Origin of the sequence: Variovorax sp. RKNM96 (assembly GCF_017161115.1) — a bacterium.
GTDB lineage: Bacteria > Pseudomonadota > Gammaproteobacteria > Burkholderiales > Burkholderiaceae_C > Variovorax.
The window spans coordinates 6,891,689-6,905,686 of sequence record NZ_CP046508.1 but is presented as its reverse complement, the minus strand read 5'-3'; the positions used below and the strand labels follow the sequence as shown (position 1 = coordinate 6,905,686).

The following is a 13,998-nucleotide window of genomic DNA, read 5'->3' as shown; positions in this document are numbered from 1 at the left end:
TTGCCCGTGCCCGCCAAGAAAGCCCCCTCCACGTCCGCAGACGCCGCCACCGCGCCGTCGCCGCCGCAGCCTCCCGGCTCGGGCCTGAGCCTCGTGCAGCGTGCCCTGCGCAAGCTCGGCCTCGTGCGCGACATCGACTTCGCGCTCTATCTCCCGATGCGCTACGAGGACGAGACCCGCATCGTGAAACTCGCCGACACGCGCGATGGCGACATGGCGCAGGTCGAAGGCGTGGTCACCGAGTGCGAGGTGGTGTACCGCCCGCGCCGCCAGCTGATCGCCACCATCGACGACGGCAGCGACACCTGCCAGCTGCGCTTCTTCAACTTCTATCCCTCGCAGCAGAAGCAGCTCGCGGTCGGCGCGCGGGTGCGCGTGCGGGGCGAGATGCGCGGCGGCTTCGTGGGGCGGCAGATCATGCATCCCACGGTCAAGGCCGCGGGCACTTCGCTGCCGGAGGCGCTCACGCCGGTCTATTCGACCGTCGCCGGCCTCGCGCAGCCGGTGCTGCGGCGCGAGGTGCGCTCGGGCCTGGCGCGCGCGGTGCTCGACGAGACGATTCCGGTGCAGATCGGCCTGCGCGGCGCGTGGGACCTGCGCAGCTCGCTCACCTTCCTGCACTACCCGACGCCCGACGTGGCGATGGCGACGCTCGAAGACCACAGCCACCCGGCCTGGCAGCGCATCAAGGCCGAGGAACTGCTCGCGCAACAGCTCTCGCAACTGCAGGCCCGGCTGGAGCGCGCGGCCCAGCGTGCGCCGTTGCTGCCTTCACCGCCGGTGCCCGTGGCGACTTCGCTGCATGCGCAACTGCTCGCCGTGCTGCCCTTCGGCCTGACCGGTGCGCAGCAGCGCGTGGGCGAGGAAATCACGCGCGACCTCGGCCGCGAGATCCCGATGCACCGGCTGCTGCAGGGCGACGTCGGCTCGGGCAAGACCGTGGTGGCGGCGCTCGCGGCGGCGCGCGCCATCGACGCGGGCTTCCAGTGCGCGCTGATGGCGCCGACCGAAATCCTCGCGGCGCAGCACTTCGGCAAGCTCGTGGGCTGGCTCGATCCGCTGCTGGCGGAGCGCGGCCTGCGCGTGGCCTGGCTCACGGGCAGCCAGAAGAAAAAGGAGCGCGATGCCATGTCGGCCGCGGTCGAGAGCGGCGAGGCCGCGCTGGTCATCGGCACGCACGCGGTCATCTCGGAGAAGGTGCGCTTCAAGAACCTCGCGCTCGCGATCATCGACGAGCAGCATCGCTTCGGCGTGGCGCAGCGGCTCGCATTGCGCGGCAAGGCCGGCGGCCATCTCGAGCCGCATCTGCTGATGATGAGCGCCACGCCGATCCCGCGCACGCTCGCGATGAGCTACTACGCCGACCTGGACGTCTCCACGCTCGACGAGCTACCGCCGGGCCGCACGCCCATCGTCACCAAGCTGGTGGCCGACCACCGGCGCGACGAGGTCATCGACCGCATCCAGGCGCAGATTTCTCAGGGCCGGCAGGTCTACTGGGTGTGCCCGCTGATCGAGGAGAGCGAGGCGGTCGACCTGCGCAACGCCACCGAGACGCGCGACGAGCTCGCCGAAACGCTCGGCGAAGCCATCCGCGTCGGCCTGCTGCATTCGCGCATGCCGACGACCGAGAAGCAGGCGGTGATGGCGGCCTTCACCGCCAACGAAATCCAGGTGCTGGTGAGCACGACGGTGATCGAAGTGGGCGTCGATGTGCCGAACGCTTCGCTGATGGTGATCGAGCATGCGGAGCGCTTCGGGCTCTCGCAGCTGCACCAGCTGCGCGGGCGTGTGGGGCGCGGCGCGGCGGCCTCGGCCTGCGTGCTGCTCTATGCACCGGGCGACAGCGGCCGCGTGGGCGAGGCGGCGCGCGCGCGGCTCAAGGCGATGGCAGAGACTGGCGATGGCTTCGAGATCGCGCGGCGCGACCTGGAGATCCGCGGCCCTGGCGAATTCCTCGGCGCGCGCCAGTCGGGTGCGCCGCTGCTGCGCTTCGCCGACCTCACCACCGACACGCTGTTGCTCGACTGGGCCCGCGAACTCGCACCGGTAATGCTTCAGAAGCACGCCGAACTGGCCCAGCGCCACATCGACCGCTGGCTCGGCACCAAGGCCGAATACCTGAAGGCTTGAGCGGCCTTACGCCGCGGGGCGGCGGGTGAAGGCGAGGATCAATCCGAAGCCGACCATCATGCTGCCGCTCACCTTGTTGAACCAGCGCATCGCGCGGCTGCCGTTTGCGAGCCGGCGCATGCGCGCACCCAACATCGCGTAGAGCGCGATCGCGACCAGTTCGAACACCAGGAAGGTCGCGCCCAGCAGCACATAGCTGGAGGCGTAGGCGCCGGGCACCACGAACTGCGGGAAGAACGCGGTGAACACCAGGATGGCCTTCGGGTTGCCGGCCGCCACGGTGAACTCCTGCCGCGCCAACGCGCGCAGCGAAGGCGGCGCGGCCGCATCGCGCGCCTGCACATCGGCTGTCGGCGCCGGTGCGCGCAACAGGCGGATGCCGATCCACACCAGGTAGGCCGCGCCGATGTACTTGATGACATCGAAGGCCAGCTCTGACGCCACCAGCACCGCGCCCATGCCCAGGCCCGCGACGGCAATCATGAGCGCGAAGGCCACGAGGCGACCGCTGGCCGCAATCACCGCGGGCGACACGCCGTGCCGCGCACCGTTGGTGACCGACAGCAGGTTGTTGGGGCCGAAGGCCATGTTGATGGCAAAGCAGGCCGGAAGAAACAACAGGTAGGTGGAGAGGCTCATAGTTGCATCCTGCTACGTAGATAACTGCGATGACGAAGGTTCGCCATTATCCGCAGCCCTGCGGATGTGTACGACGAAAGCCTGCAGATGCAACAACGCTGCATTAGCGCCACGGTGTTTACGCGGGGTTCTTGTTGCGCGACTTGTTTTCTAGACTGCGCCGCGATGCTTTTCCGCGCGGCTTTCGATGGCTGCGCAGCGCTGCATTTTTCTTCAGACTTTTTCGCTACTGGTCCGCGTCTTGCACACGTTTTTGCACGTGTCCCGCACGCGTTCCGGAAGTGGTTCGCACGCTGAATATTCCAACAACACACTGCACGGAGGAAAGTCGCAATGACTTCCAAGAGGATGAACAGACTCGCGTTCGCCATGGCCATCGCCGGCCTCGCATCGCACCCCGCATGGGCCCTCCAGACCTATGCCGGGGACCCGGGAATGATCGGCGCGCCGGCCAGCTGGCGCACCGCCGAATTCATGCGCGACTGGGGCCTGATCGCGATGGGCACCGAGTACGCCTACGCCGCAGGCGTGAGCGGCGCGGGCATCAAGATCGGTGAAGTCGATTCCGGCTACGACGCCTCGCACCCCGAGTTCCCGGTCTCGCGCTATCACGGCGTGCCGGTGGGCGCGATTCCCGGCGCCTACAACGGCGCGTACAACGACCGCCACGGCACGCACGTCGGCGGCACCATCGCCGCGAGCCGCGATGGCGGCGCTGCTGTCGAGAACATGCACGGCGTGGCCTTCAATGCCGACCTCTTCGTGGCCAACACGGCCAAGACGGACGGCGCCAACTTCGGCCGGCCGCTGCCCGGCGATTCGGCGGTCATCACGGTCGACAACCAGCACATCGCCGATGCCTACCGCGCGGCGAACGCGCAGGGCGTGCGCATCATCAGCACGAGCTGGGGCAGTCCGCCGACAGGCGAGCAGTACAACACCCTCGCGCAGCTGCACACCGCCAACGGCTACTACGTGGCCAACAACACCTGGATCCAGGGCGCGTTCGATGCCGCGAAGACGGGCACGCTGATGGTGTTCAGCGCGGGCAACGGCGGCTGGCTCAACCCCAGCCCGCGGGCGGGCGCGCCGTACTTCAACCCCGAGCTCGAAAAGAACTGGCTTGCCGTCTCCGCGCTGAGCAACATCGGGCAGACCTTCAATGCCGACGGCTCCGTCAACGTGCCGGGCACGCAGCGCTACAACAAGTGCGGCGTGGCGAAGTGGACCTGCGTCACGGCGCCAGGCTACCAGATCAACGGCACGGTGCTGGCCGGCGGCTATGCATCCTTGTCGGGCACATCGATGGCCGCGCCGCATGCCTCGGGCGCGCTCGCGCTGATCATGGAGCGCTTCAGCTACATGACCAACGAGCAGGTGCTCACCGTGCTGAAGACCACCGCGACGCAGAACGCGACGATCGTCGATGCGACCGGCACCGGCACGATAGCCAACCCCGAGGCGGGCCAGCAGGTGAAGGTGCCCGACGTGGTCAACGGCTGGGGCACGCCGAGCCTGCGGCGCGCGATGAACGGGCCGGGCCAGTTCATCGGGCCGTTCGCGGTCAACACGCAGGGGCAGAACGACACCTGGTCGAACGACATCTCCGATGTCGCGATCCGTGCACGCCGCGCGGAAGACGCCGCCGAGGCTGCCGCCTGGGAAACGACCAGGCAGACGCGCGGCTGGACCGCGGGCCTGCCCGGCGGCGCGAGCGATGCGGACCGCAGCGAATACGCGACCGGCGTGGCACGCGAGGCGGCGCGCAGCACGCGGGTCTATGCGGGCAGCCTCGAGAAACTCGGCGCCGGCACGCTGACCCTGAGCGGGCAGAACAGCTACACGGGCAGCACCGCGGTCAACGGCGGCACGCTCAAGGCGGGGGCGGTCAACGCCTTCAGCGGCGCATCGGCGCACAGCGTAGGCGCGGGCGGCACGCTCGACCTTGCCGGCTTCAGCCAGAAGCTGCCGTCGCTTGCGAACAGCGGCGTGGTGTCGCTGGTGGGCGCAGCGCCGGGAACGACGCTCACCGTCACCGGCGCCTATGTGGGCAACAACGGCACACTGCGTCTGGGCATCGTCCCCGGAATCGGCAGCCCCGCGAGCGACCGGCTCATCCTTGATGGCGCGGGTGCGAGCGCCAGCGGCCGCACGTCGGTGCAGATCGCCAACTTCGGCAGCCTCGGCGCCATGACCATCGGCAACGGTGTCGAACTCATCAGCGCGATCAATGGCGCGACGACGACGGCGCAAACCACCAAGGACGCCTTCGCCCTGGCGGGCGGCCATGTGGACGCGGGCGCCTACGAGTACCGGCTGCATGCGGCCGACGTCAATGGCGCAGGTGAAAACTGGTACCTGCGTTCGACGGCGCCGTTCCCGGGATCGCAGCTGCCCACCTACCGCACCGAAGTCCCGATGCTCGCCGCGCTGCCCGAGCAACTGCGCCAGGGCAACCTCGCCATGCTGGGCAGCTCGCGCGTGCGCATGGGCGACGACGACGCCCGGACCGGCCGCAACGATGCGGGTGACGAGGCCGGCGCTCCGTTGCGCAGCGCCTGGGGCCGCGTCATCAGCACGAACATCAATATCAGCCAGCAAGGCACCGTGAGCCCGAGGAGCGAGGGACGCCTCACGGGCCTGCAGGCCGGCACCGACCTGTGGGCCGACCGCAACTGGCGCGCCGGCGTGTACGTCGGCCGGCTCGAAGGCGATGCCCGTACGCGCGGTTTTGCACGCGGCGTGTTCGACCTTGCCGTCGGCAGCAACGACCTGCGCAGCGACTACCTCGGCCTGTATGGCAACTTCACGAGCGACGCGGGCTTCTACGCCGATGCGGTGCTGCAGGGCGGACGCCACCGCTACACGACAGGTTCCTTCGACAGCTCGCCATCTGCTTCCGGCAAAGGCAAGAGCACGCTGCTGTCATTGGAGGTGGGCCAGAGCTTCGCGCTCGGCAGTGACTGGAAGATCGAGCCGCAACTTCAACTGGTGCACCAGCGCGTGAACCTCGACGACGTGACGCTCTTCGGCGCCCGCGTCGCGCAGGACACCGACAGCGGCTGGACGGTTCGCGCGGGCGTGCGGGTCAAGGGGCAGATCGCCACCGGGGCAGGCGTGCTGCAGCCGTATGCGCGGCTGAACGTCTACCGCACCTCCAGCGGCACGGACGAGGCGCGCTTCATCGGACCCGCGGGCTGGACCGACATCGGCACGCGCACCGGCGGCACCAGCACCGAGCTCGCGGGCGGCGCCACACTGGCCATCGGCGAGCGGACCAGCCTGTACGCGGAAGTGGGCAAGCTGTTCGCCTCGGGCGGCGATGCACGGGTGAAGAGCGGCATCAATGCCAGCCTGGGGATGCGCGTGAAGTGGTGAGGCGGCGGGACACCGCAGGCAAGGATCGGCACGGCGGACATGACGCGATGCCTGCACGCCCGGGCAGCAAAAAGTAGTCGTTCGCGCGTGACCGGAATTCCAGGCACCACGCCTTCCATGCCGAGACCCGATCGGACTCGGGAGAAGTCGGCGTCCGGAGAGCGATAAAGCACTCGCATCGGCCCTGAAGCGCGCGAATCCTCCCGAGCTTTTTCCACGAGACTGACACGCGCGCTCGTCATCATCGATGTCTGAAAACGGCATCGATGTGGAGTGAAGATCATGGTCGCAGGATTTTTCGGCAAGAAGCATCCGCGACCGCGGCCGCAGCATGGCTTCACGCTCATCGAGCTGATGGTGGTGCTGGTCATCATGGGCGTTCTCGCGGCCTTGATCGTTCCGAACCTGATGAACCGGCCCGATCAGGCGCGTGCCATTGCCGCACGCCAGGACGTGGGCGCGCTCATGCAGGCGCTCAAGCTGTACCGGCTCGACAACGGCGAGTACCCCAGCGCCGCCCAGGGCATCCGCGCGCTGGTCGAGAAGCCGACCGCGGGCAAGGCGCCGCCGAACTGGCGCAGCTACCTCGAACGCCTGCCCACCGATCCCTGGGGCAAGGCATACCAATACCTCAACCCCGGCACCAACGGCGAGATCGACGTGTTCTCGCTCGGTGCCGACGGAGAGCCGGGCGGGGAGAAGGCCAACGCCGACATCGGTTCCTGGCAGCTCTAGGTGCGTTCGATGATGGGGCGCATTCGAGTGCAGCCCGGCCTGCAGAAGCGATCCCGTGGCCGGCGCGGCATGGCCGTGGTGAGCATGCTGCTGGTCGTCGCGGTGATCGCGGTGCTCGCATCGGCCCTGCTCGCCAGGCAGACCGCCGCCATTCGCTCGGCGCAGTCGGAGCAGACGCGCGCGCAGGCCTACTGGCTGCTGCGCGGCGAGATCGGCCGGGCACAGCTGCTGCTTCGGGCGGAGGCGCTGCGTGAACCCACCACCCGGCTGGACGGGCTCTGGAGCCTGCCGGTCGCCGGCCAGGTCCTCGGCCAGGTGGAGGGTGCGCCCGCGCGCGCCTTCACCGAGATCGTCGACGAGCAATCCCGATTCAACTTGCGCAACATCGTGAACGCGGGGCGCGTCGATCCGGCTGAGAGCGGCGCGTTCCTGCGGTTGTGCGCGATGGTGGGTGTGCCGCCCGACCAGGCCGGGCGCATCGCCCGCCGGGTGGCCGTGAGCCTGGTCGAGGCGGAGCCGCGCACCGACGCCACCGACGACCCCTCGGAGATCAAGGCGCGGCAGGAAGCGGAACAGCAGCTCGGCCTGGCCGGCCTGCCCGCGCGCGAGCAGGCGCCGCGCCTGCGCACGGTCGACGACCTGCTCGCCACGCCCGGCGTGAACGCCGACAGCGTCGCGCGCCTGCGCCCGTTCGTCACCGTGCTGCCGCAGCGCACCTGGATCAACGCCAACACCGCGAGGGCCGAGGTGCTGGCCGCGTGGGTGCCCGGCCTGTCGCTCGACCGTGCGCGCGCCGTGCTCCAGGCGCGCGACAACGGCCAGTGGTTCATCAACCGCGGCGACTTCGTGAACCGGCTGCAGTTGCCGGAGCTCGAGGAGAGCACGGTCCTCATCGGCATCGTGAGCCAGTGGTTCCGGGTCTCCAGCGCACTGGAGACGCCGCACACCACGCTCCTGATGCAGGCGCTGCTGCACGACGACAAGGAAGCCCTGCCCCAGGTGATCTGGCTGCGGGAAGGCGCTTGACATGACGCGCGCCGATCTCCTGCGGCTGGTGCTGCCGCCCGCGCGAAACATCGGCGTGTCGCCCGTGCAATGCGCCTGGCGCCTGCCTGGCGGAACGTGGGAGCGCGGGGTGTTCGACCGCCTCGAGGCGGTCGCGGCGCGCTGCCAGGCCCGGCGCGTGGAGGTCTGCCCGCATCCGGCCGACGTGTCGATGACGAAGATCGAGCTGCCGCCCTTGCCCGCCGCGCGGCTGCGCGTCGCGGTGCTCGGCGCGGTCGAACTGCTCGCGCTGACTTCGCCGAAGAACCTCGCGGTGGGCTTCGGTCCGCGCGGCGAAGACGGCACCGTGCCCGTGGCCTGGATGAGCGCCGAACTTCTCGCAGCGTGCCTGCAGGCGCTGCGGCAGCATGGCCTTCCCGTGCACGCGGTGTTCCCGCCGCCGGCCTTCCTGCCCGACCCGTCGCGCGGAACGTGGCCCGAAGGTGCGGCAGGCGCGATCTTCATCGACGACTGGGCGGTCGTGCGGACCGGCGACGACGACGGCATCGTGCATCCGCTGCCCGCGGGGCGTGGGGATGCGGCGGCGGCCCAGGCGCGGCTGCAGCCGCTGCTGCCCGCATCGCTGCGGCTGCACTGGCTGCAGGCGGATCACGCCGGGGATGCCGGACTGGACGAACAGCTCCCGGCGCCGTTCACGGGCACCGGGTGGAACTGGACGCTGCCGATGGACAGGCACTCGGCCGGCGGCGCCGACCTGCGCTGGCTGCGCCCGGTCATCGGCTGGACCGTCGCGACGGCCGCGGTGTGGCTGCTGGGCCTCAATCTCCAGGCGTCGCGGGTGGCGGCCGAGGGCCAGGCATTGACGCGCCAGATGGCCGCGCAGGTCAAGGCCGCCTTTCCGGATGTGTCGGTGGTCCTCAATTCGCTGCAGCAGGCGCGGCAACTGCGCGATGCGCGCCGTGCTGGAGCGGGCGCCGGCACCACCGTGGTGTCGTCGGATTTCGCCGCGCTCGTGCGTGCCTCGGCCGTGGTGCTCACGCAGGCCGAGGGGCAGGTGCAGGGCCTGGACTTCGAGGAGGGGCAGCTGCGCGTCCGATGGCGCGAAGGCGTCGTGCTCAACGCGGAAGACCTGAAATCGCTGCAGGCACGCGCAGAGGCGAACGGCCTGGCGATCCAGTCCGAAGCCGGGGGCCTGCGCGTGCAGGTTGCCGGCGGCGGCGACAACAAGGCGTCCGGCGCCGCACCGGCGGGTGCCGCCGTGCCGCAGGCGCCCGGAGCGCTGCCATGAGCGCCACACCGTGGCAAAGCAGAGCGACACGTCTTCGCGCCCGTGTGCAGCCGCTGCTCGTGCAGGCGCAGGACCGGTGGCGCAACCTGTCGGGGCGCGAACGCAAGCAGATCGCGGCGATGGTCGCCGTCGTGGCGATGGCCGCCGTCTGGCTGCTGCTGACGAAGCCCGCGCTGGACACGCTGCAGTACTGGGGCAACGAGCTGCCCCGGCTGCGTTCGCAGGCCGCGGCGCTGAAGGACGTGCTGGCGGATGCCGGCGGTCCCGGCGCGGCCGCCCGGAGCGCATCCGGTCCGCCCGCGGCCCGGCTGCGGGCGAGCCTGGACGCGGCGGGTCTCGCCGGCGGCTACCAGCTGCGCGAGGCCGGCGCCACGTGGCAGATCGAATTCGAGCGCACCGAGGATGTCTCGCGGGTGATGGCCTGGCTGCTCGACGCGCCGGCATCCCTGGGCATGGCGGTGCGACAGGTGACGTTGCAGCGGTCGGATGACGCCGCTTCGTCGGAGCCGAAGAACCGCTTGCGCGCCAGCGCGACGGTCGCGGTGCAGGAACAACCAGGGAACGGAACATGATGCGAGCCATCGCGGGTCGAACGGGAAGATGCTGTGCGCTGATGGGCAGCCTGCTGCTGGCGAGTTGCGCCACCGCGCCCTCGGGGGAGGAGCCGCTGTTCCGGGAGGGCACCTACGTGCCGAGTTCCGGCCCGGCCGCCGAGGGCGCGGCAAGGGCGCAGCCTGCCGCACAGCCGTCCGCCGCGGCTTCGCCGCCCGCATCGGCGGGCACCGCGGGGCGCGTCGTGCGGCCGCTGGCGAAAGACGCACGCGGAACAGGCGGCACGGGCGCCGCCTCGGCGCAGGGGCCGGCCGCCGCCGGCGCGGCGGACAGGTCGGTGCTGAACTTCGTCGATGCCGACATCCAGTCCGTGGTTTCGGCGCTGTCGCGCGTCCTCGGCCGCAACTTCGTGATGGACCCGCGCGTCAAGGGCCAGATCACGCTGGTCTCCGACGGCGAGGTTCCCTCGAAGACGGCCTACGAGATGCTGGGGTCGGCGCTGCGCATGCGCGGCTTCACGATCGTGGACGTCGGCAACGTGAGCCGCGTCGTGCCGGTCGCCGATGCGAAGCTGCAGGGCGGCGCCGTCAATGCGCGGGCGCCGGGCGGCGGCATCGCCACGCGCACCTTCCGGCTGGCCTACGAGAACGCCGAGGCGATGGTGGCGGTGATCAAGCCGATGATGGCGCCCGAGAGCAGCATCGCCGCCTATGCGGCCAACAACACGCTGGTCATCACCGACTACATCGACAACCTGGAGCGCATCGCGCGCATCGTCGAGAGCATCGACACGCCGACCTCGCTCGATACCGACGTGGTCAAGGTCTACAACGGCGTGGCGGTCGACATCGCGGGGCTCGCCAACGAACTGCTGCAAGGCGGCGGCAACGAGACGCGGCGCGACATCGTGGTGCTGGCCGATCCGCGCTCCAACAGCGTGATCATCCGATCGAGCAGCCCCGCGCGCACCTCGCTGGCGCGCGACCTGATCGTCAAGCTCGACAACTCCCAGGACGATCCCGGCAACCTTCACGTGGTGTACCTGCGCAATGCGCAGGCGACCTACCTGTCGGGCGTGCTCCGGGGCCTGCTCAGCGGCGACTCGGGCGGCACCGCGCTCGGCAGCGGCGACGGCGCGCGCGCCGCGCTCGGTGCGGGCGGCATGTCGAGCGGCGCGGGAGGCACGGGCGCAGCGGGCAGCGCGGGCCGGACGGCGACGTCTTCATCGTCGGGCTCGGCCACCTCGACCTCGGGCTCCGGCACGCGCGCCTCGAGCGGCAGCACCGGGGGCGGCAGCCGTTTCGGCGGCGGTGCCGGCGGCTCGCAGCAGGGCATTCCCGGCAGCGGGGGCGTGGGCTCGGCTTTCTCGGCGAACGGGGTGACGGTGCAGGCCGACGCCACCACCAACACGCTCATCATCGCGGCGCCCGAGCCGATGTACCGCAGCGTCCGGCGCGTGATCGACCTGCTCGACCAGCGGCGCGCGCAGGTGCTGGTCGAGAGCCTGATCGTCGAGGTGACCGAGCAGGACGCGGCGCAGCTGGGCATCCAGTGGATGCGCAACAACGGGCGCTTCATCGGCGGCGCCAACCTCGGCGGCGGCGCGGGCCTGAACACCGCGGCGAACAACACCATCGACCTCCTGCCGTCGGGGCTCAACCTGGGCATCGTCGACGGCACCACCACGCTGCCGGGCGGCGGCCAGATCCTCAACCTCAACCTGCTGGCGCGCGCCCTGCAGACCAAGGGCGGCACCAACATCCTGTCGACGCCGAACATCCTCACGCTGGACAACGAGGCCGCCTCGATCATCGTCGGCAAGACCGTGCCCTTCGTCTCGGGCCAGTACATCACTCCGGGCGGCGGCGGATCGGACAACCCCTTCCAGACCGTGACGCGCGAGGACATCGGCCTGCAGCTGAAGATCCGGCCCCAGATCTCCGAGGGCGGCACGGTCAAGCTCGACATCTACCAGGAGGTCTCCAGCATCGACGACCAGAACTCCGGCGTGGCGGGCATCGTGACCAACAAGCGGGCGCTCGACACCAGCGTGCTGCTCGACGACGGCCAGATCATGGTGCTCGGCGGGCTGCTGGAAGACAGCGTCACCCACACCTCGGAATCGGTGCCGGGCCTGGGGAACATCCCGGTGCTGGGCAACCTGTTCCGCTACGACAAGCGGCAGCGCACGAAGACGAACCTGATGGTCTTCCTGCGGCCCTACGTGATCCGCGACGCGAACGCCGGCCGCGGCCTGACCCAGGACCGCTACAACTTCATGCGCACGCAGCAAAGCCGCGTGCAGCCGGGCAAGCACATCCTCCTGCCCGACATGCCCGCGCCGATCCTGCCCCCGGCCGACGTGCCGGTGGCGGGCGAGCGGGCCAAGGTGGACCTGCGGCCCGAGCAGTGGAGCCGCACCCGCGAGCAGGCGCCGCCCTCCGCGCAGACCTCGCGGGAGGTGCGCGAACGGCCCGTGCAGGGCGGGCCGAAGGAGCCCGAGATCCGTTCGCAGCTTCCGTCCAACCTCGGCGTGACCAGCGACCCCGCCGTGCTGTACGCCACGCCCGAGAACAACCGCAGCGTGCTGCAGGTGGCCGACGTGTCGCAGGAGCAGGACGCGGTGCGCGTCGCCAAGCGCGTGCGCATCAGCGGCATGCCCGCGTACATCGTGATCGGGCCGGGCGGCGTCGGCTATGCGGTGCGGGTGGACCTGCCCCGCGATGCGCGCGCGGTCGACACCGCCACCGGCGTGCTGCGCGAACTGGGCTATCGCCCGGAGATCGTGGTGGCGCCATGAGCGCCGCGCAGCTGCTGCCCTTGCCGACCCTGCCGCATGCGTGGGCGCGCGCGCAGCGCGTCGTGGTGTGCGGGATCGGCAATGCCGACGGCGCGCAGGAGGGCATGGTGCTGGCCTTCGGCGCGGGCACGCCGGGCTGGGCGGTCGCCGAGGCGGGGCGCCAGACCGGCGTCCATGCCTGGTGCGAAGTGTCCGAGCCGGAACTCGACGCGCTGTTGTCCGCCGGCTATGCCGAGACGGGCAGCGCCGCCGCGGTGGTCGGCGCGGCCGAGTCGGAGGTCGACCTCGAACGGCTGATGCAGGACATGCCGGCGGTGACCGATCTGCTCGACGCGCAGGACGACGCGCCCGTCATCCGCATGATCAACGCGCTGCTCACGCAGGCCGCGCGCGATGGTGCGAGCGACGTGCACTTCGAGGCGTTCGAGACCCATTCCGTCGTGCGCTATCGCGTGGACGGCACGCTGCGCGACGTGGTCTCGCCGCGCAAGGAGCTGCATGCGGCGCTGATCTCGCGCATCAAGATCATGTCGCAGCTCGACATCGCGGAGAAGCGCATCCCGCAGGACGGGCGCATCACGCTGCGCGTGGGCGGCCGGCCCATCGATGTGCGCGTGTCCACCGTGCCCACCGTGCACGGCGAACGCGCGGTGCTGCGGCTGCTCGAGAAGGACGCCGGCCGGCTGCAGCTGCAACGGCTGGGCCTTGCGCACGACACGCTGCAAGCGTTCACGCGGCTGATCCGCCAGCCGCACGGCATCGTGCTCGTGACCGGGCCGACCGGCAGCGGCAAGACCACCACGCTCTATGCCGCGCTCGGCCAACTCGACAAGAGCGTGAGCAACATCCTCTCGGTGGAAGACCCGGTCGAATACGACCTGCCCGGCGTCAACCAGATCCCGGTGCACGCCAAGATCGGCATGACCTTCGGCGCGGCCCTGCGCGCCGCGCTGCGCCAGGACCCCGACAACATCATGATCGGCGAGATCCGCGACCTGGAAACCGCGCAGATCGCCGTGCAGTCCTCGCTCACCGGCCACGGCGTGCTCGCCTCGCTGCACACCAACGATGCGATCTCCGCGGTCACGCGATTGACCGACATGGGGATCGAGCCCTTCCTGCTGTCGTCGTCGTTGCTGGGCGTGCTCGCGCAACGGCTGGTGCGGTGCCTCTGTCCACAGTGCAAGCGCGCCGAGACGCAAGCCGACGGCACGACGCGCTGGGTGCCCGTGGGCTGCCCGCACTGCAGCCAATCGGGCTTCAAGGGGCGCACCGGCATCCATGAGCTCTTCGTCATCGACGACGAGATCCGCAAGATCATCCACGACGGCGGCAACGAACACGCGATGCGCGAGGTGGCGCGTGCGCGCGGCATGCGCAGCATGCGCGAGGACGGGCAGCGCTGGGTCGCCGCGGGCACCAGCACCACCGAAGAAATCCTGCGCGTGACGCGCGACGACGGATAGCG

The 13,998-nt window shown here is 70.3% G+C and carries 9 protein-coding genes; 8 read left to right on the top strand and 1 reads right to left on the bottom strand.

Annotation, left to right across the window (positions count from 1 at the left end; genetic code table 11):
• The first annotated feature begins 6 nt into the window (after positions 1-6).
• A complete protein-coding gene (gene recG, locus GNX71_RS32220) occupies positions 7-2,133 on the top strand; it encodes an ATP-dependent DNA helicase RecG (RefSeq protein ID WP_206176146.1) in 2,127 nt (708 codons plus the stop codon).
• A 6-nt stretch (positions 2,134-2,139) separates the two neighbouring features.
• Here the strand turns inward: recG and GNX71_RS32215 are convergent, their stop codons facing one another.
• The gene (locus GNX71_RS32215; protein WP_206176145.1) at positions 2,140-2,772 is read right to left on the bottom strand and encodes a LysE family translocator; all 633 of its coding nucleotides are present in this window, start codon (positions 2,770-2,772) and stop codon (positions 2,140-2,142) included.
• Between the two features lie 333 nt (positions 2,773-3,105).
• Between GNX71_RS32215 and GNX71_RS32210 the strand changes: the two genes are divergently transcribed.
• The 7 genes from GNX71_RS32210 to gspE all read left to right on the top strand — a co-directional run bounded on the left by GNX71_RS32210 (position 3,106) and on the right by gspE (position 13,996).
• Positions 3,106-6,150 carry an autotransporter outer membrane beta-barrel domain-containing protein gene (locus tag GNX71_RS32210; protein WP_241027107.1) on the top strand — a complete coding sequence of 1,015 codons (3,045 nt, stop codon included), beginning with the start codon at positions 3,106-3,108 and terminating at the stop codon, positions 6,148-6,150.
• A 282-nt stretch (positions 6,151-6,432) separates the two neighbouring features.
• Positions 6,433-6,885, top strand: coding sequence for a type II secretion system major pseudopilin GspG (gene gspG / locus GNX71_RS32205; RefSeq protein ID WP_206176144.1), 453 nt, complete (start codon positions 6,433-6,435; stop codon positions 6,883-6,885).
• Positions 6,886-6,897: 12 nt separating this feature from the next.
• Complete coding sequence (gene gspK / locus GNX71_RS32200; protein WP_206176143.1) at positions 6,898-7,911, top strand: type II secretion system minor pseudopilin GspK; 1,014 nt, start codon at positions 6,898-6,900, stop codon at positions 7,909-7,911.
• A gap of 1 nt (position 7,912) precedes the next feature.
• The gene (gene gspL, locus GNX71_RS32195) at positions 7,913-9,178 is read left to right on the top strand and encodes a type II secretion system protein GspL (RefSeq protein ID WP_206176142.1); all 1,266 of its coding nucleotides are present in this window, start codon (positions 7,913-7,915) and stop codon (positions 9,176-9,178) included.
• A complete protein-coding gene (gspM, locus tag GNX71_RS32190; RefSeq protein WP_206176141.1) occupies positions 9,175-9,750 on the top strand; it encodes a type II secretion system protein GspM in 576 nt (191 codons plus the stop codon). Before gspL ends, gspM begins: the two co-directional genes overlap by 4 nt.
• On the top strand, positions 9,747-12,530 hold the full coding sequence (gene gspD, locus GNX71_RS32185) for a type II secretion system secretin GspD (protein ID WP_241027106.1): 2,784 nt from the start codon (positions 9,747-9,749) through the stop codon (positions 12,528-12,530). Before gspM ends, gspD begins: the two co-directional genes overlap by 4 nt.
• The gene (gspE, locus tag GNX71_RS32180) at positions 12,527-13,996 is read left to right on the top strand and encodes a type II secretion system ATPase GspE (protein ID WP_206176140.1); all 1,470 of its coding nucleotides are present in this window, start codon (positions 12,527-12,529) and stop codon (positions 13,994-13,996) included. The genes gspD and gspE overlap by 4 nt, the downstream gene beginning before the upstream one ends.
• Positions 13,997-13,998 lie beyond the last annotated feature (2 nt).